Here is an 18,899-nt window from a genome sequence, read left to right on the forward strand (position 1 = left end):
ATTCCAGCTTGCACCGCACGTCCCGGTAGGGGAAACCCGGGCATCGAGGCGCTCACATGTACCCCGCGCGGTGAGCGGAGCGAGCCGCCTTGACGACCGCGCCGGACGTCCGTCCGATGCGGCGCTCCGTAAGGCACTTCGTAACTGTGCGGCGTGCCTGCGGCCGTCGCCTCGTGGGTCTGTTCGCCGCCATGTACTTCGGTGGTCTCCGGCCGGCGGAATCAGTCGGCCTCGTCGAGACGGACCTGATCCTTCCCGAACGGGGTTGGGGCTCGGCCCTGCTCCACCGGACCCGCCCGTCGGTCGGCAAGCAGTGGACCGACTCGTGAGAGACCCACGACGACCGCGGGCTGAAGAACCGGCCGACCGAGGACGTTCGGCGCGTGACCATCCTGCCTCACCTCGTCGCCGTGCTCCGCGAGCATCTGGCCAACTTCGGCACGGCGGAAGACGGACGGCTCTTCTTCAGCGAGAAGGCTCGGTCGTCCCGTCCTCTACCTACTACCGCATGGCAGGAAGCCCGGCTCCTCGCCCTCCCACCGACCGTCGCGGCCTCGCCGCTCGCGAGTAGACCGTACGACCTCCGTCACTCGGCCTGTCGACGTGGCTCAACGCCGGCGTTGACCCCACCGAGGTTGCCGAGCGCGCCGGCAACAGCGTTGAGGTCCTGCTGACCCGCTACGCGAAGTGCCTCGACGGACGGCAGGACGTCGCCAACCGGCGCATCCAGGACCTGCTTCGCGAGTACGAGCGAGGCCATCACCCGTGCCTGAGGCCCCTGGAGTTATCCAGGGGCCTCGCTGTTTGCGCACTGTCTAGCAGTTGAACGCGTACGCAGAGCCTTTGCATGGGCTCTGATTCAAGCCGTCCGCTCGGGATGCGGCTGTATGCGTACAGCGGCTACCGAGTGTTCGGTGTCACCTCTCGTCTATTGGCGAACCTTCGCCAGAGCCAGCTGCACGAGCCGCAGAGCCGTCTTGACGGCTGCGTCGTCGCGGAGCGGGCAATTCACGACGTACTGATGACCGGGCCGCACGTCGCGGTAACTCACGTGCGGGTCGTTCAGTTCGGCCACATCTTCCTTCGTCAGACGCAAGGTCAGGCCCCCGTTCCGGGGCTTGACATAAGCAACCGCCCCAAACCGACGAATGCCGGCATCGTGCACCATGACGTAGTCAGTGCGACCGTCCTGTGTGCGCTCGGATTCGCCTGGGCCGATCTCGACGTTGCCGAGTTCGACGACTCCGCGGAGGAAGTCGAGCACTCGGTTAGCGGTCTCCGCGCTTCGCGCTCGGCCATGGACCAGATCAGTGATCTGGGCCCACTCCAGCGCGTCGACGGCGGTATCAACGGCCACCTCGACTGGTGCCCCCGAGTCGTTGTCTTCGTCCGCACCAGTCAGCCGAAGAAACTCAGCGATCTCCTGCGGTGTGCCTTCAAGTAGGCGCATCGGCCCTCCCCTCACTCGTACACACTCCAGCGTGTGTACGTGAACTCAAGGATACTCACACAAGCTTACGCGTGTACACGCGTATGTCTCTTCCGGGACGGCGATCTTTTGATGCCATGACGGGCTGTTGCGGGTGGAGGACGGCCTTCGGGCTGTTACAGCTGGGGGAGACAACTCAGCCGGGTCGTCCGGAGGTAAGCCCGGTGCCGAGCAGTTCACGATGGGGCTGAGGTCCTGAGTGATTCGCTCGCGACGTCCCTCACGGGCTCCAGGCGCTCGCCAGCGCCGTGGAGTGCCTTGCCCGGGCCTCGTCGTTTCCTGGGTTTCACCTGGGGGCGACGCTTCAAGATCCCGTCCATGCCTCGTCCATAGACCCCGACATACAGCCGCTCCGACCGGCACACGCCAGCACACACGCGAAGACCCCGTCCTCGGCAAAAGCGCCGATGGCGGGGTCTTTGGGCACCTGAATCAAGGTGCCCCCGGCAGGATTCGAACCTGCGCACACGGCTCCGGAGGCCGTCGGCTTCCCGCGCGTTTTCGCAGGTCAGCGGCTTACCTGACAGGCTGTCAGGCCCGCCGTCCCGCGCATGTCCCGCGAGATTGAAATAGCCCTTTTGGTTGCCTTGTCCGTATCGTTCCCCGTGGCCGCAGATCCATGCGCCATGACGTAGATCACGGCTTCCTCGGGCAAGCGTAGAGGTATACGGTGCGGCCCTCAATCGAACAGGGGGGCAGCCCGGGGCGCGGGCAATCCAAGCGAGCCGGTCGTGTGCCAGGTGTGGTTGGGGCGCTCCCGTGCGGCGCTGTGTACGGTCACGTAGTTACTTGATCGTCGATACCCGCGATTGCCGATGCATCACTGCCTGTTCATCCTGATCACGGCTTGGCTGTGTCCGTAACGCCACCATCCAGCAGTCGCCCCGGGGGCCCGAACTGCTCCGCCGCCAGAACACGTACTACTTCAGGATGGGAGTGAGGAACGGGGCTGCGATGCGAATGTCGGGCCCCAGCTCGGGTGAACAGAGCTTCGACGCCGTCGATTTCGAACGCAGGGTGGACGCCGTCAGTGATGATGTGACAGCCGCGGTGAAGGGCTGGCTGGTTGACGTCGGTCGCATGCACTCGAAGCTGAGATCGCCTATCTGGAGGTCCGCGTCTGGACGAAGACCGGAAGGGCCTTCCGTCATCGAGAAGGCACGGGGTGTGGATCGCTGCGAGGGGAGGCGTCAGCCCAGCAAGGGCAGGATCAGCGCGAGGATGACGAAGGTGCCGGTAAAAGTGCTGGCGGCGGAAGCGAGTCGCTTTGCCTTGCTGGCTCCGAGGGTGGGGGTACCGCCGGGCGGTGCGACCCTAGGGCCGGTGAGGTCGTACGCGGTGTACGCGAGGACGAGTCCGACGAAGATCGTGACGGCGGTTAGGGCGACGCGCGGCCCGCTGGTAGTGCCGTCGGCGAGATCGAGGGCGGCGGCGACGATGCATACGTCAGTGAAGGTGGCTATGACAGCGGCGCCGGCCGCACCCCAGGCCAGGGCGTGGGTGGCGCCGTCGCCGACGGCAAGGCGGAATGCGACACGAGCTGTGACCAGGGCGGCCAGGACGGTGCACGCTAGAAGCACGATGACGACGATGGACACGGCGACCCCCTTGCGGCGAAGTGCTTTGCGGGCACGACGGATGTGCGGGGTCGACTGTGGTTTTCCCCACGCCCACTGTCCCAGGTTTTTTGAGACAATCAAAACAATGCACGTCAGAGGAGGTGAACAGTCGTGAACGAGAAGCGCGCAGGGCGCCCTCGCAAGCCCCTTCCCGCCACCCTCCCGCCAGCCTTCAAGCGATTCGCTCTTCAACTACGCCGCCATGCCGACGAATCTGCCGTCACTACGCGCCAGTTGGCCGCGCGCACGCACATCAGCCTGACTGCCGCCTCACGCGCCCTGAACGGCGAACGCCGCATCGATGCGCGCGAGCTGGACAGCTTCATCGATGCGCTCGGACTGAACGAGACACAGCGCGCGTCCCTCGTCTTCCTCCACCAGCAGGCAATGGATGAAGCGCATGGGGCGCAATCGCACGGGCGCGAGGGCGCTGGCACGGGCCCTGCTGACATCCTGGCCGAGCTCCGTCAGGAGGCGGCAATCAGCCTCCGGGAGATCTCGCACCGCCTCACCGTGGCGGGCTCCCCCATGGCGAAGTCAACCGTTGAACGCATCCTCGAAGACCCTAACCGGTCTCCGCTACAGGCTCTCCAGGTGGGCACCATCCTCATCGAGGCTCTGCCGGAGCATGTACGCGGCCCAGCAGCCGAGAAGCTGCACCGGTCCTACATTGGCCCTGCTCACAACGCCGCCATCTACGTGATGGGCCAGCCTGGCGCGGGGAAGTCGGAGTTGCTGGCGTCACTTCGATCTAGCATGCCGGTGGCGTCCGAGGAGGCGATGGCCAGCCTCGCACGCAGGCTGGACCTGCCTGTCTCTGAGCTCTTGGCTTTCCGCGAGACTGCCCAGGCCGATCAGATCCCGGGTCGGCCGATCAGCGAATGGAGTGCTCTCGAGCTTGGGGTCCATCGCGCGGCGGCGCCGATCGGGACCGGTGAGAATGAAGAGTCCGAGCTCCCTCCATACATTCCGCGATCACACGATGAACTGCTCGCTGACGCGGTCCGCGACGCCGCAGCAGGCCGGAGCCAGATGCTGGTGGTGACCGGAAATTCCACCACCGGCAAAACGCGGGCGTGCTGGGAGGCAATCCAGTCACTGTCGCAACAAGGGTGGCGGCTGTGGCACCCCTTCAATCCCACTCCGGCCGAGGCGGCCATGGACGGTATCGCCCGAGTCGAGCCGCGGACAGTGGTGTGGCTCGACGATGTTGAGCGCTACCTACTGGCGCCCGAACTCGGCGAGCGGGTCGCGTACGCCATAGGGCGCTTGCTCCGCCAGCTCGACCGGGGACCGATCCTTGTCCTGGGCACCATTTGGCCAAGGAACCTGGACCAGCTAACGGCATCGCCTGCCCCCAACGCGCCCGACTTGCACGAACAGGCCAGACGGCTACTGTCCGGTCGGATCATCTTCGTCCCGGACCGTTTCGACCCGGTCGCGTTGAGCTCCGCAAAGGCCCAAAGCGCTATCAGGGATCCGCGCCTGGCCGAAGCTGTCGAGCAATCCGGTAGTGACGGCCGCCTTACGCAGTACCTTGCCAGCGGCCCCCAGCTCATGAACCTCTTCAGCATGGCGATGTCAGCCAGCAAGGCAGTGCTGGAGGCGGCGATGGATGCCTGCCGTCTCGGCATCAGTAGCCCACTGCCTCAGTCTTTTCTCACGGAAGCGGCGGTCGGCTACCTCAGTGACTCCGCGTTCGCCGTGCTTACCGAGGACTGGGCAGAGCAAGTCTTCGCCGAACTCACCCGTCCTGTCACCGGGGGATCGAGTCCGCTTCGGCGGATTCGGCCGCGCCCTACATTGCGTACGCCCGGATCCCCGCCTGCCCACGGTGCGCCCGTCCGGTCGGTCGGCCCAACCTACCGACTTGCGGACCACCTTGACCTGGCAGGCCGTAGAACCCGCCAGTTCCTGTGCCCGCCTGATTCCTTCTGGCTGGCCGCCTACAACCACCTCACGGTCCCGGAGGATCTCGAAGGCTTGGCTGAAGCAGCCGACGATCGCTATCGCCTGCAGTGGGCTCACCACCTGCGTCGCCGGGCTGCTGAAGTCGGCGACGAGGGCCTGCTGCGCCTCACCCGACTGCGTGAGGAGGCCGGGGACCGCGAGCAAGCCGAGTATTTCGCCCGTGCAGCCGCCGCGGCTGGCTACACATCCGGCCTGCGGGAACTGGTCCGGATGCGGGAAGAAGCGGGAGACTTCGAGAGCGCAGAGGCCCTCGCGCGGCAGGCCGCTGAATCCGGCGACGGCCTTGCTCTAGCCGAACTTGCTTGGACGTATGAGGAGCAAGGCGATTCCGCCAACGCCGAACAGCTTGCCCAGCAGGCGGCTGCCGTCGGCGACACCTTCGCCTTGCGGGAACTTGCCCGAATGAGAGAAGTCTCCGGAGACATCACCAGCGCCGAGGCCCTGTACCGCCAGGCGGCCGTGGACTTCCATGACACCCCATCCCTTCTCCGCCTCGCCGAGATGCGGCAGGAGGCTGGGGACCGGAACGAAGCGCGGCGCTTCGCGCGCGCCGCGGACAGCGATGATGTCCTCCCGCTAATTGATTCAGCTCGGGCGCGGCAGGAGGAAGGAGACTGGGAAGGCGCCGAGACGCTCTACCGCCAAGCGGCGGATGCAGGCAACGCTTTCGCCCTGGAGGCCCTCGCCCGTATGCGGGAAGAAGCGGGGGACCGAAGCGGCGCCGAAGCTCTCTACCGCCAGACGGCTGATGCCGGCTTGGCCTGGCTCGTCAATCCTGCACGCCGGTGGCCATACGGGCTGAATCCCGATGGCGCCCCTACACCTCCGTGGGGGGGAGCGAAGTGAATACGGGCAGCCGTCGTGCGGAGTTGTGAGGTTGAGTTCGGGATGCGGCCTTTCGACGTGTGGGCAAGTAGGGGCGGTGGACTATCAATGATGCTCGGGATCGCCGGTTTGGCCAACCGGCGATCCCGAGCTATGTTGCGCTGCCCGAAGCGGCGAACGCAGAAGCACCAAGAAGTTGTGAGCCCTTGGTTCAGAGCGGGCGCCGTTTGCGGATGGGCAGGATGCTCAGGGCCATGATGGTGCCGTCGTCCTGGAACGAGATCGGGTCGTTCCATCTCCCGGATTCATGGGAGTCGCGCCGTTTGGAGCAGAGTTCGTAGACAGCTTGCCGGTACTCCTCCACGCGGCCGGCTTTGATCAGTTCGTACAATCCTGAGTCCATTCCGGAGAATGCCTCGATGCGTGCGGTCCCCATGCGGAAGACGTTGTCCGTGCCGACGAATTTCGTGTCGCCGACCTCGATGTCCGCGTCGTCGACGCTCGATGTCGCGGCGAAGGCGGGCACGTCGTAGTGCTCGCGGCCTTGGCGTGCGGTGAGATAGCCGGCCGTGTATTTCCGTCCGCCCGAGAAAGCGGTCAGGCCGGCTGCTGCGGTACGGGCCAGGAGTTGGCCGAACCAGGCGAGGTCGTCCTCGCCCACCTGGAAGCCGTCGACCGTCCGCGCCCGTCGACCGTCGCGGGCCGGTAGGTGAATGGCGTTGGGGTAGGGGATTCCGGGCTTGTCCCTGATCTCCTCGTTGGCGTCATTCAGGGCGCCGGGTATGCGGACGGGGAGCAGAGCCTCGCCTGGGGATTGCAGCACATTGACCACGACCCCGCCCTGGCCCATGAGCTCGGTGGACAGCATCAGGCAGGGCGTCGTGTTCCAGGGGCCGATCTGCATGCCTTCGGTCAGTTCTGCTCCCTTGACCAGTTGCTGGATCGTAGTGCTGCGGGTTCGGCCGGTGCGCTTGCTGGGCTTCTGGTGGTTTCCGCGGCAGGCCACGAAGGTGACTTTCGACGGCTCGCCGGGTTTCCATGCCTCGATGATGTAGTCGGGCCGGGGCCGTGAGCCCTTGTTCCGTTGGGAGACGCTCAGGGGCCAGCCGGCTCGCAGCACCGTGTTCGTGTCGACGACCGAGACGATGTGGTCGGGGTAGCGCTGCTGCACGATGTGCTCCGCCACCGCGAGCCCGAAGCCGACGGCCAGCTCCCGGGCCTGCATGCCCTTGTACCAGCTCTCGGAAGAGCGGCCCTTGTCGGTGAGGTCCATGGAGCCGGCGCGGTTGGCGTCGAGTGCCTCGCAGAACTTCAGGCTGAGCCAGTGTTCTGCCAGCCCGCGTCCCATGCCCTGGCCGGCCAGGACGTAGCCGCGCGCTACGGCGTGCAGGACCTGCCACGGCGTCAGGTCGATGGACCGGCCGTGCTCGGCCAGCGCGACCGGCCGCAGGTCGGGCTTCCTGCGCGCTGCATCCTGGCCCTTTTCCCGGCGCTTCTTGTCGATGGCCGCCGCCGCGGAGTCCACGTGCGCGGCCAGTTCTGTCGTCGAGTGGACGTGAACGCTCGTCGAGCGGCTGAGTGCGTTCAGGATCTGTCGCGCGGTTCTCGCCATGCATCCCCCACGGTCCGCGTGCTCTGGCTGGCCGGGAACGGTAATTCGGGACATTGGGGCGCGTGCAAGTGCGCATGGCGCACCAATGACTACAACTGGCCACACCGGGACCGGGTATGACCAGTGGCGACGGAGTCAAGCCGAACATCTGACAAACCACGCTCGTCAACCGGGCGCCGCACGAGTGCCCTCTTGCGGGGGGATGCTGGAGTGGATGTGCCGGGCAGCCATGCTCCCGCCGATCAGAAGGAGGCGGGTATGGACCCGAACGAGCACCACGGCGCCGCACCGGAGCCCGAACAGCCTGCAGACCGATCCCCGGCGCAGCCGCATGGTGAGGGACGGCCGGACGGAGGTAGCCCGGTCGCAGGCTTGGCGGGCGAGTTCGGCGCGGAGCTGGTGCGGGCCATCCGCGTGGGCCTGGCCGAGGTGAGCAGCTCCGCCCACGGGGCACGGCGGCCGTCGCAACTGAGCTGGTACGCCTTCGCGACCGAGTACGCGCGGGCCCACTGGCCGGGCAGGGCGGCGAAGACCCGGGACGAGGTCAGCGACGCGCTGACTGCCGTCACGGTGGCGATGCTGTGGGATCTTCCGGGGCGGCCGGGCGGGCAGCTGCTGCGCCGCGCTTTGCGGCACTGGGCGTTCGTCGTTCCCGGCCCGGGGCAGGGGGAGATGCCGGTGGAGGACCGGCTGGTGCTGCAGTGGGTGGCGAAGGCGTCCCGTCCCCTGGTGGATCTGCATGATCCGGTCCTGGCGCGTGATGTGCTGGAGTCGCTGCGCCGAAAGCTCGACGGTGGTGAGGCGGCGGTGGAGACGATGCGCCGCAAGCGCAAGGTGATGGTGCACGCGCTCCACTACGCCGTTGAGCGGGGCGAGTTGGGCAGCCACCCGCTGAACAAGGTGCGCTGGCGGTTGCCCAAGCCGGCGGTCACGGTGGACCCGCGAGTGGTGGCCAACCCCCACCAGGCCCGGGATCTGCTGGATGCCGTCTCCTACGTGGGCGGCTACCAACGGGCTCGCGGCCGTCGGCTGGTCGGGTTCTTCGCCGGCATGTATTACGCGGGCCTGCGTCCCGAGGAGGCGGTCGCGGTCGCGCTGCCGGACTGCCGCCTGCCCACCACCGGTTGGGGCCGGGTGATCCTGCACCGCACCCGGCCGCAGGCGGGCAAACGATGGACCGACAGCGGCGAGAACCACGACGAGCGCGGCCTGAAGAACCGTCCGGCGGGAGAGACACGAGTTGTGCCGCTCCCGCCGCATCTGGTGGCCCTGTGGAGAGATCACGTCACCACGTTCGGCACGGCCGACGACGGCCGGCTGTTCTTCACCGAGCAGGGCCGGGTCATCAGCTACACCACCTACCACCGGGTGTGGCACGAGAGCCGCGCTCTCGCCCTGCCGCCCGCGCTCACCGGCACCCCGCTCGCGAAGCGGCCCTATGACCTGAGGCACTCGGCGCTGTCCACCTGGCTGTGCGCGGGTGCCGACCCGGCGGAGGTCGCCGAGCGGGCGGGCAACAGCGTCGGGGTTCTGCTGAGCCGGTACGCGCGGTGCCTGTACGACCGGCAGTCCATCAACAACCAGCGCATCGAGGGGTTGTTGAGTGCGTATGACCAGCCACGCGAGCCCGGCCAGCAGGACGAGGAGTAGCTCTTCCGCCCTTCCGGACGCACAGTGCCGGATGCCGGAGTGCCGCCGAACAGAGGGATCCTGTCCGTTGGGTCACGGTGCGCCCCGACGTGCTCCCCCAGTGGATGGCGGGGCATTCCGGCCGGTGGCCGACCTGCGCAAGCCGGCCTCGGGGGCGTTTCGCCGGACGCGCTGACCGCGTAAAGGCACGTTCCGGGCGGGAGGTGCGGAGGGTGACTGGAAAACGTGACCTGGAAGGCGGCCGGGCGTCTGGACGAAGTCGGACACAAGTGACCCACCTCGTGCTTTCATGCACGCATGCATTCCCTGACCGTGCAGGTGGACGGAGATCACCTGGCTCGCCTTGTCCGTAGCCCGCGCGCCGGCCTGACGGAGCTCATCTGGAACGCCCTCGATGCGGATGCTGACGTCGTCGATGGGGGGCTTGAGTTCAGCACGCTGGGTGCTGTGGAGCGCGTCATCGTAGTTGATCGCGGTCACGGCATGTCGCCGGACGACGTGCAGCAGGGATTCGGCGCGCTGGGGGGTTCGTGGAAGAGGGCCACCAGGACGACGCGGCAGCAGGGAAGACGCCTTCACGGAGAACAGGGCAAGGGGCGGTTCGCGGCATTCGGCATCGGTGATGTCGTCGAATGGTGCACGGTGCATGAGGGAGACCCTGCGACCGAGACGAGGATCCGCGCCGAGCGTCACAACCTGCGCCGCTTCGAGATCACCACCGCTCCGGCCGACGGTGACATCGGCACCAGGGTGTCAGTTGTCTCGGTCAACGAAACGGCCGGTAAGCAGCTTGAGCAGGACTCGCTGATTGACACCCTCTCGGCAGAATTCGCGATCTGTCTCGAATCCTACCGGCATGTTGAGATCTCGTGGCGCGGCCAGAAGCTCAATCCGGCGGCGCTGCAGGTCGAACGCGAGGAATACGACCTGGATGTCGATGGACTGGACGACCGCCCACAACTGGTTGTCATCGAGTGGCGTCGCCAGGTCGACCGGGCCTTGTATTTGTGCGATGAGGCCGGCATGGCGCTCCACGATATCAAGCCAGGAATCCAGGCCCCCGGGTTCGATTTCACCGCATATCTCAAGTGGGATGGATTCAGAGGGCATGACGTACTGCTCGCTGAATCCGGCCTGGAACCTATGAGTTCCGTTGTCACGGTGGCGAAAGAAAAGCTGCGCGAGCACTTCAAACGTCGTAGTGCGGACAAGAGCAGGTCGATCATCAGGGGATGGGTTTCGGAGGGCAGTTACCCGTACAGTGACGGATCGCCCTCTGCTGCCGAGAATGCGGAGCGGCAGGTTTTTGACCTCGTCGCATTCAGTGCGTCAAAAGTGATCAACGACGGAGACTTCCGCTCGCGAAAGTTCACCCTGAGGCTCCTCCGTGAAGCCCTGGCATCCAACCCGGGGAACCTCCACAACGTCTTGAGGAGTGTTCTCGAGCTGTCGGCGGAACGCCTGGCCGAACTCAGTGAGCTGCTCAACAGAACTACCCTCTCGTCGATCATCGCCACCTCGAAGAAGGTCGGAGACCGGCTCAGCTTCCTGTCCGGTCTCGACACAATACTGTTCGACAGCGAGCCGCGGCGCCAGACGCTGGAGCGGCGGCAGCTTCACCGGATCCTGGCCAACGAGACATGGGTATTCGGCGAGGAATACGCCCTGACTGGTGACGATGAGTCCCTGACCAAGGTGCTCGCGAAATATCTCCACTTTCTTGGCGAGGAGGTTGAGCTCACCGGCCACGCGCAGCCCGTGCTGCGTCATGACGGCACCAATCCCATTCCCGATCTTGTACTAACTCGCACGTGCGAGATTGCGCAAGACCGAGTCGAGAACATCGTGGTCGAATTGAAGCGGCCGAGTGAAGTGATCGGTGCGGACGAACTCACCCAGATCGAAAAGTATGCGCTGGCGGTCATGCGCGACGAGCGGTTCAACAAGCCGAACGTCTCGTGGGATTTCTGGATTATCGGCAATACTTTGGATGAGTTCGCCGAGTCCCGTCGTAACCAGACCGGACTGCCGTTCGGCTATATCCAGCGCACCGACCGCCACCGCGTACAAGTGCGTACCTGGTCCGAGGTGATCAATGATGCCCGGCACCGGCTGAAGTTTGTAGAACGCAGCCTCGATTACCGGGCTAATCATGACGACGGGGTGGAATACCTGCGTTCAAAGCATGCCCAGTTCCTGCCGCCCAGTCTCAGCGACAGTCCCGACCCGTCACCATCCTCGGAAGACGGCCGGGACTGATTGACCGGCGCGGCGCACCGTTCAGTACTGCTCGGTCTCGACGAACGTCGTGTCCGCGTCGTTGGTGGCGAAGGTGCCGACCGCGGCCGTGGGGTCGAAGCCCGGCGGGCTGTCCTTGAGGCCCAGACCCAGGCCAGCCAGCTTCGCCTTGACCTCGTCGATCGACTTCGCACCGAAGTTGCGGATGTCCATCAGGTCCGCCTCGGAGCGCGCCAAAAGCTCACCCACGGAGTGGACACCTTCGCGCTTGAGGCAGTTGTACGAACGGACCGTGAGTTCGAGCTCCTCGATCGGCAGGGCGAGATCAGCGGCGAGGGCGGCGTCAGTGGGGGACGGGCCCATGTCGATGCCCTCGGCTTCGATGTTCAGCTCGCGGGCGAGACCGAACAGCTCGACCAGGGTCTTACCGGCGGAGGCCATGGCGTCACGGGGACGCATCGCCTGCTTGGTCTCGACGTCGACGATCAGCTTGTCGAAGTCGGTGCGCTGCTCGACACGAGTCGCCTCGACCTTGTACGTGACCTTCAGAACCGGCGAGTAGATGGAGTCGACCGGGATACGCCCGATCTCCTGGCCCACCTGCTTGTTCTGCACGGCGGAGACGTAACCACGGCCACGCTCGACGGTCAGCTCCATCTCCAGCTTGCCCTTGCCGTTGAGCGTGGCGAGGACGAGGCCGGGGTTGTGCACCTCGACACCGGCCGGGGGCGCGATGTCGGCGGCGGTGACCAGACCCGGGCCCTGCTTGCGCAGGTACATCACGACCGGCTCGTCGTGCTCCGAGGAGACGACCAGCTGCTTGATGTTGAGGATCAGGTCGGTGACGTCCTCCTTGACGCCCGGCACGGTGGTGAACTCGTGCAGGACACCGTCGATGCGGATGCTGGTGACAGCCGCACCGGGGATCGACGACAGGAGGGTGCGGCGGAGCGAGTTGCCGAGGGTGTAACCGAAGCCCGGCTCCAGCGGCTCGATCACGAACCGGGAACGGAACTCGTCGACGACCTCTTCGGTCAACGAGGGACGCTGAGCAATCAGCACGTGGTGTTGCCTCCAGTGGTTTGGCGCCCGCTATGTGACGCCGTAGACCTTACGAAGGGTATCGGGCGATAGGGGTGATGCGGCCTCCGTGGAGGCCGAACCACCCGTCACCCGACCCCGGCGAGGAGGCATCGGGCCTTCGTTCAGGTGCACACCGACGAGGGACTCACCGGCGTCGGCGAGACCCGCATGCTGGGCCACACCGACGCGCTGCTCGGATATGCGTGCTTGTCGAGGCTGCGGCGGCCGAAGCCAGTCCCCGGCCGCCAGCGCGTCCGCCGTTCGGGGGCACGGCCAGCGCGGGGCAACGCGCCACCGAGCCGTCGTTCCGTCGCGAGGGAGCGGCCAACGTGCCAGGACAAATCACGTCAAGCCGTAACTGGCGTGGGCCGGTATCGCTGGGCTACCGCCCCCGACCGGAACTCATGGCGGTCCACGAGCTCGAGCTGGATGCGCTCGCGCAGACCGGCGAGCAAGGTCGGCCCGTGTCCGGCAAGGACCGGCTGAACAACGAACTCGTACTCGTCGATCAGTCCCAGATCTGCCAACGCCAGGGGGAGCGTCACGCCACCCACCCACAGGCCCTCGCCTGACCCCTGCTTGAGCCGCTGAACCGCTTGCCCCAAGTCGCCTCGCACCAGGTCGGCATTCCAATCGACCCCGCTCAGCGTGCTCGACACGACGTACTTCTTCGCCCGGTCGATGGTCTCGGCGAACGGGATCTCCCACTCATCCATCCACTCAGGCCACGTGCCCGTGGCCGGCTTCCGCCACGCCGACTCCATCATCTCGTAGGTCACCCGGCCGAATAGCAGGGCATCGGCTCGCTCCATCTCCGCGGTCCAGTAGCGCATCGACTCCTCGTCCGGGGGAAGACCCGCCTCGTGATGGCAGCAGCCGTCGAGCGTGACGTTGATCGAGTATCGAAGTGGTCTCATCCCGTTGCATCTCCCTTGAGGCGCGCCCAGCGTTCACCGGACACTACTCAGACGACTGTCGGCGTCATTTCTCATCGGTGCCCCGATCGCACCTACTTTGACGCCGTCGTGATGCGAACCAGACCGCAGACCGAGCGCGCGACCGATTCGGCGCTCGGGGCGTTCAGGTTCGCAAGCAATCGCAGCCTGGGCGGCAGCCACACGCACCGTCCGCCTCAGTCTCGATGGCCGGGGCCGCCACCTTGGAGGGCGTGCAGCAGCCCTTGCCCTGCCAGGCGTCGCGGCCTTCCTTTGTGGCAACGGCGGCGATGGCGAGGGCGGCGATGGGATCGGCCCACGACCAGCCGAGGGTGGCGTTGAGGACCAGGCCGACCAGGAGCACTGCCGAGAGGTACGTGCACAGCAGGGTCTGCTTGGAGTCGGCGACCGCGCTGGCGGAGCCGAGCTCACGGCCCGCGCGGCGTTGGGCTGCGGACAGGAACGGCATGACCGCCAGGGAGAGAGCGGCGAGCACGATGCCGGGGATGGAGCTTTCCGCCTCCCCCGTGCCGATCAGTGCGCGGGCGGCGTCGACCGTGATGTAGGCGGCGAGTGCAAAGAACGACAGCGCGATGATCCGCAGCGTCGTCTTCTCCCGTGCCTCGCGCACGGCATGCTCACGGGCGGAGAACTGCCAGGCCACCGCAGCGGCGGAGGAGACCTCGATGACGGAGTCCAGGCCGAAGCCGATCAGGGCGGTGGACGAGGCGAGAGTGCCGGCGGTGATGGCGACGATCGCTTCGATGACGTTGTAGGTGATGGTCGCCGTGACCAGCAGACGTATCCGATGGGCGAGTTCGTCTCGGCGGGCTGCGGAGGGGCCGAGGGATATTGCGGTCATCAGCAGCATCCCTTGTCGTCGGCGTCGGCGCAGGTGCGGTCGGTCTCCACGGCCACCACTGCGGCGCGCAGGTCGTCCAGCGCGTGACCGAGGCGCTCGTCCGCCAGTTCGTAGCGGGTGCGGCGGCCGTCGGGCAGTGTGACGACCAGGCCGCAGTCGCGCAGGCAGGCGAGGTGGTTGGAGAGCCGGGTGCGCGAGATGCCGAGCGCGTCGGCGAGATCGGCGGGGTAGGCCGGGGCTTCGCGCAGCGCGAGCAGGATGCGGCAGCGGATCGGGTCGGCGAGCGCGCGGCCGAAACGGGCGAGCACCTCGATGTCGGAGGCAACAGTCAGCACAGCACGACAGTACATAGAATCCTGAATTCAGGAAAGCGTGGATCATTGGCTGGAATCCGGCCCTACGTGCTCTCCCGGAACGCTCGCGCGCCGGGGCGAGCCCGCCGTGACCGAGCCCAAAAGCGCCGACGGAGTATGTGATACGCCATCCTCGGCCCGGGCAGGCTCGTGCAGTTCCTTCGGCAGCCCAGGGCGCTCTGAAGCTGCCCAGGGGGCGGCAGGCATGTTCGCTCGCCCGGATGATCTTTCCGGTGAACGCTTCGAGGATGCCGGCCATGTGATAGCTCTGAGCCGGTGAAATGGGTCTATGCGCGGGTGGGCCAATGTCGTTGACGTCTCAGCTGCGTGACGGGGAACTGAGCAAGTGGTGTGCCCGCCGGTTCACCGGTTCGGCGGAGGTTGTCGGCCGGTTGGCCGGCGCCACCCGCGGCCGACGGCCCGTGTATCCGAGCGGGCAGGTCGACGGACGGCACTGGGCTTCGATCGGCGGCGCGTTCGGGGCCCGCCTGGCCGCGCTCGTGCAGCCCGCACCGCCGTACTACGCGCTGCACGGCCTGGTGGCCGCCAGGCTGGTGAGCCGTGAATGGGCCAACGAGCAGGCCGCGCTCTATCCGACCCACGCCGACCTCGGCGAGCGGGAACGTGCCAGAGCACTCGACCTGCGCCCGACCATGGTGGGGTGGCTGGACCTTTGCCCCCTGGCCCGGTCGGCGCCGTCACGGCACAGCTCCGACACGGAGCGCGCCGACTTCGTCAACAGCATCGTGAACGCCCCTCGCAGCGAGCTCGACAGCATCGTCAACAGCATCATGCGGGGGCCGAACTCCCAGGCTGACCGGTACTGGCCGGCCCAGCCCGTGCTGGCAGACCTGTTCACCCGTACCCGTGCCTACTTCGCCCAGCATGCCCCTCCGGGGCACCTCGGCACCCGCGGTGCCGAGGCCGGCCTCGCCCGTGTCTGCTGGCTGCTGGACATGTTCGAGGACGTCTACCGCTCCGGCACCATCCACGAGTCGATGCACCAAGTCTTCCGCCCACGGGTCCCGACCGTGGAGACGATGCGTGCGGCCGCGAACGAAGCGGTCGTGGACGAACTGGCACTTCTGGCACGGCAGACAGAGGTCCATGGCGCCCTGGCCGAGCTTCGCCGACTGGCAGGTGATCCACCCGAGGGCCGGCCACTGGGCATCGCCGGGCCCGTTTTCGTCAATCACTGGGCCGACGGCGACCTGCTGATATCCGGCCCGACCGGCGCCACGCTGATCGACGTCAAAACGGTGGCCAAGGTCGACAAACAGGACCGCTCCGTACGCTGGCTGTGGCAGCTGATCGCCTATGCCTGGCTGGACATCGCCGACCGCTACCGCATCCGCGACGTCGGGCTGTACCTCGCCCGGCACGGTGTACTCGTCACCTGGAGCCTGGACTCCCTGGCCGGCACGCTGCTACGCGGCGGCGACCAGGACGAGGCGCGCGCCGAGTTCCGGGCGCTGGCCGAACGGGTGCTCACCAAAGAAGGAGCGCGGCTGCCTAGCGCAGACGCGGACCTCCTGCGCTAGGTGCCGCCACGGGCCTGGCTTCTCGAGGCTCACCGGCGCTGTCTGCCGATGTGGTCTCGAACTGGCGATCACCCTCAGCGCCACGCGAGACTTGATGACGCTGTGGCTGGCGATCACCGCAACTTCCATGATCGGAAGTCATTGTTCGGTGCAGAGTTGGTGCGGGCTATGCGCGCGGGCCTGGCCCAGGCGTGCTACACCGCCTACGGCCCTCGGGGTCTGTCTCAGCTGAGCCGGTACGCCTTTGCGGCCGAGTACGCGCGGGCGCACTGGTCCGGTAGGGCGGCGAAGACCCGTGACGAGGTCAGCGACGCGCTGACAGCGATCAGCCTGGCGATGCACGGAGATCCGCCGCAGCAGCACGGCCTTGGTCTCTCGGAGTCAGGATGCGCGGCAGATCTGTGGACCGCGTGCAGCAGCTGGTCCTGGCGCTGCTCAGCCGCGGCGGGCGGAGAACAGGCGCGCCGCCGCAGCCAGCACGAGCCCGGCCGCGATGAGATACAGGCCAAGACGGTCTTCGGGCACCGCCGGTGACCACACCCGCCAGGCCGACGGGGTGTAGCTGTCGGCCGCCAGGTAGTCCGCGTACACCCTGGGAGGCGCGCTGGTCCGGCCGCGCACCCACAGCAGGGCGCCTACGGCGGCGCAGGTCGCGGATATCGCATACAGGGCCGTGCCCCGGTGCCGGGCCGGTCCGGGCATGGGCTCTTCCCCGTTGTCGTTGCTGCTCACGACTGTCCTCGCTTGCTTTGGATCAGTTCTCGGTCAGCAGGTGTCGGACGACGTATCCGGCGGAGTTCACGCCGGAGCTGCCGCCTTCGACCAGTGCCGCGACGGCGATGCGGGAGTTGTACGCGGTCAGCCAGCCGTTGGTGTGGTCGGCCTCCTCCGCGGTGCCGGTTTTGGCGCCCACGCCGACCAGGCCGCCGAGGCGCGGGGCCGCGGTGCCGCTGGTGGCCACGCTGCGCATCATCGACTGGAGGTAGCCGGCCGTACGGCTGGAGATCTGCTGCGGTGCGCTGTCCTGGTGCTGGCCCGGCAGGATGATCGGCTGTTCGAAGCCGACGTTGCGTACGGTCGCCGCCACCGACGCCATGAACAGCGGTGTGGCCGTGACCCTGCCCTGTCCGATGAACTGGGCCGCCTGGTCGCCGTCCTGGATGTCGGCCGGGATGCTCGGGTCGGTGGTGGCGACGCCGCCGCCGATGGACCAGCTGCCCATACCGAAGACGCCCACGGCCTCGTCGTGCAGGGCGGAGGCGTCTCCGTTGTTGACGAGGTAGTGGAAGCCGTCCTTGATGAAGGAGGTGTTGCACGAGACGGTGAACGCCTGGGCGATGGTGGAGGCCGGGTTGGCCGTCACGCCCGGGTCGTTGTGGAAGGTCTGGCTGTTGGCCGTGATCGAGTCCGTGCACGGGGCCGGACTGCTCGGCGTGAGGCCGGCCTTGTCGAACAGGGCCGCCGACGTGATGATCTTCATGGTGGAGCCCGGCGACTTGATGCCGTTGACGGCGATGTCGCCGTCCGCGCCCGTGTGCGCGACCGCGAGGATGTGGCCGGTCCTCCAGTCCAGTGCCACCGTCCCGGCGGGCTTGCCCTGCAGGGGAGAGTCCTTCACCGCGCTCTCGGCCACGGCCTGGAGGTGCGCGTCGATGGTCGTCTTGATCTTCGGGGCCTTGCCCTTGGAGAAGACCTTCAACGTCTTGACACCGGCACCACCGGAGTCCACCACGGCCACGCCCGTGCCGGTGCTGCCGCCACCGGGTTTGGTGTTCTGACGGATCGTCGCCGCGATGTCCCGCAGCGAGGGGAACGTGGACAGGTCCGTCGTCCCGTCACTCGCGACGACCTCGGCGGTGCTCGCGCCCGCGGGAAGCTTGCCCGCCGTCAGCGACTGGTCATCGCCCAGACCGGGGTAGAGCACCGAATTGTTCCAGTGCACCGCCGTCTGGCCGTTGGCGCTCTGCAGCACCGCCACCGCGCTCGAATAGGTCCAGGTGCCGCCAGCCACCTCTGCCGTGACGTCGAAGGTGACCTTGGTGGCGCCGGACGTGACCGTCGACGGCCCGGCCGACACCACCTGCCCGAACGTCAGCTTCGTCAGATGCAGACCGTCGGTGTACCCGTGCAGCGCCGGGGCGGCGGTACTCGGTGCATCGGTGTCGCTCGACGCCGCGTCGAGGCGCTGCTGCGACCAGCTGTCCAGGAACGCCCGGGTCAGCTTGACGGCCTTGGCGTCCGACGGCGGCGAGGTCGACACCGTCGCCGGGTCGAAGCTGTGCGCCGCCTTGGTCTGAACGTCGCCCGTCGACTCCGAGGTCAGGCCGTGGACGATGTTGTAGGCGCCGTATCCCCCGAGGACGAGCAGTGCCGTACACGTACCGGCTATGCCGACCTTCGCCGCTCTATTCATGGAGCGGATCGTATATTTGTGCCCACTGCAGATATGTCAGGTTCTGGTAAAGCGTTGCCGGGTCGGCAGGTCCTTGCCCGGCGGTGCACAGTGATGTCATTCGGGCTGTGATGAGCGGCGACCGAGCGGCGTAGAGTGTATCGGGCACGCCGTGACGTCATCGGGCACTGTGCCCGTGACTCCTTCCGGTCTGACGGACGCCTTCGCCCTGGGCAGCCCAGGCTCCCAAGCTGATGTCACACGGAGAGCACCAGCGAATTCGGTGGCGCCGATCAGACGCACCAGCAGTGACGGGACGCATCACCGCA

Annotated in this window: 13 protein-coding genes and 1 pseudogene; 5 read left to right on the forward strand and 9 right to left on the reverse strand. The window is 66.9% G+C overall.

Annotation, left to right across the window (positions count from 1 at the left end; translation table 11 throughout):
* Positions 1-149: 149 nt before the first annotated feature.
* Positions 150-826, forward strand: a pseudogene (locus QF027_RS49705) (tyrosine-type recombinase/integrase); the annotation flags it as partial.
* 102 nt (positions 827-928) lie between these two features.
* Here the strand turns inward: QF027_RS49705 and QF027_RS32655 are convergent.
* Positions 929-1,450: a hypothetical protein gene (locus tag QF027_RS32655; RefSeq protein WP_306976332.1), complete on the reverse strand. Its 522-nt coding sequence runs from the start codon at positions 1,448-1,450 to the stop codon at positions 929-931.
* A 1,229-nt stretch (positions 1,451-2,679) separates the two neighbouring features.
* Positions 2,680-3,087, reverse strand: a complete 408-nt coding sequence (locus tag QF027_RS32660) for a hypothetical protein (protein ID WP_307078696.1) — start codon at positions 3,085-3,087, stop codon at positions 2,680-2,682.
* A gap of 132 nt (positions 3,088-3,219) precedes the next feature.
* Here QF027_RS32660 and QF027_RS32665 point away from each other — a divergent pair, with 132 nt between their 5' ends.
* Complete coding sequence (locus QF027_RS32665; protein ID WP_307078697.1) at positions 3,220-5,925, forward strand: helix-turn-helix domain-containing protein; 2,706 nt, start codon at positions 3,220-3,222, stop codon at positions 5,923-5,925.
* 190 nt (positions 5,926-6,115) lie between these two features.
* Here the strand turns inward: QF027_RS32665 and QF027_RS32670 are convergent, their stop codons facing one another.
* A complete protein-coding gene (locus tag QF027_RS32670) occupies positions 6,116-7,516 on the reverse strand; it encodes a hypothetical protein (RefSeq protein WP_307078700.1) in 1,401 nt (466 codons plus the stop codon).
* Positions 7,517-7,774: 258 nt separating this feature from the next.
* Here QF027_RS32670 and QF027_RS32675 point away from each other — a divergent pair, with 258 nt between their 5' ends.
* Together QF027_RS32675 and QF027_RS32680 are read left to right on the forward strand one after the other, a co-directional pair.
* Positions 7,775-9,166: a tyrosine-type recombinase/integrase gene (locus QF027_RS32675; protein WP_307078701.1), complete on the forward strand. Its 1,392-nt coding sequence runs from the start codon at positions 7,775-7,777 to the stop codon at positions 9,164-9,166.
* 297 nt (positions 9,167-9,463) lie between these two features.
* Entirely contained in the window at positions 9,464-11,425 is a 1,962-nt protein-coding gene (locus QF027_RS32680) for an ATP-binding protein (RefSeq protein WP_307078703.1), read from the forward strand.
* Positions 11,426-11,446: 21 nt separating this feature from the next.
* Here QF027_RS32680 and QF027_RS32685 read toward each other — a convergent pair whose 3' ends face one another.
* The 4 genes from QF027_RS32685 to QF027_RS32700 all read right to left on the reverse strand — a co-directional run bounded on the left by QF027_RS32685 (position 11,447) and on the right by QF027_RS32700 (position 14,619).
* Positions 11,447-12,466 carry a DNA-directed RNA polymerase subunit alpha gene (locus tag QF027_RS32685; protein ID WP_307078705.1) on the reverse strand — a complete coding sequence of 340 codons (1,020 nt, stop codon included), beginning with the start codon at positions 12,464-12,466 and terminating at the stop codon, positions 11,447-11,449.
* 368 nt (positions 12,467-12,834) lie between these two features.
* Positions 12,835-13,404 (reverse strand): dihydrofolate reductase family protein, encoded by a 570-nt coding sequence (locus QF027_RS32690; protein WP_307078707.1) that lies wholly within the window; start codon positions 13,402-13,404, stop codon positions 12,835-12,837.
* A 163-nt stretch (positions 13,405-13,567) separates the two neighbouring features.
* On the reverse strand, positions 13,568-14,293 hold the full coding sequence (locus tag QF027_RS32695) for a cation transporter (protein WP_307078709.1): 726 nt from the start codon (positions 14,291-14,293) through the stop codon (positions 13,568-13,570).
* On the reverse strand, positions 14,284-14,619 hold the full coding sequence (locus QF027_RS32700; protein WP_307078711.1) for an ArsR/SmtB family transcription factor: 336 nt from the start codon (positions 14,617-14,619) through the stop codon (positions 14,284-14,286). The genes QF027_RS32695 and QF027_RS32700 overlap by 10 nt, the downstream gene beginning before the upstream one ends.
* Positions 14,620-14,942: 323 nt before the next feature.
* Here QF027_RS32700 and QF027_RS32705 point away from each other — a divergent pair, with 323 nt between their 5' ends.
* Positions 14,943-16,178, forward strand: a complete 1,236-nt coding sequence (locus QF027_RS32705; RefSeq protein WP_307078713.1) for a hypothetical protein — start codon at positions 14,943-14,945, stop codon at positions 16,176-16,178.
* 435 nt (positions 16,179-16,613) lie between these two features.
* On the opposite strand, the gene QF027_RS32710 is transcribed toward QF027_RS32705, so the two are convergent.
* Complete coding sequence (locus QF027_RS32710) at positions 16,614-16,910, reverse strand: hypothetical protein (RefSeq protein ID WP_307078715.1); 297 nt, start codon at positions 16,908-16,910, stop codon at positions 16,614-16,616.
* Positions 16,911-16,932: 22 nt separating this feature from the next.
* Positions 16,933-18,591, reverse strand: a complete 1,659-nt coding sequence (locus QF027_RS32715; RefSeq protein ID WP_307078717.1) for a penicillin-binding transpeptidase domain-containing protein — start codon at positions 18,589-18,591, stop codon at positions 16,933-16,935.
* Between the last annotated feature and the right edge of the window lie 308 nt (positions 18,592-18,899).

The organism is Streptomyces canus, from assembly GCF_030816965.1.
In the GTDB taxonomy this organism is placed as follows: domain Bacteria; phylum Actinomycetota; class Actinomycetes; order Streptomycetales; family Streptomycetaceae; genus Streptomyces; species Streptomyces canus_E.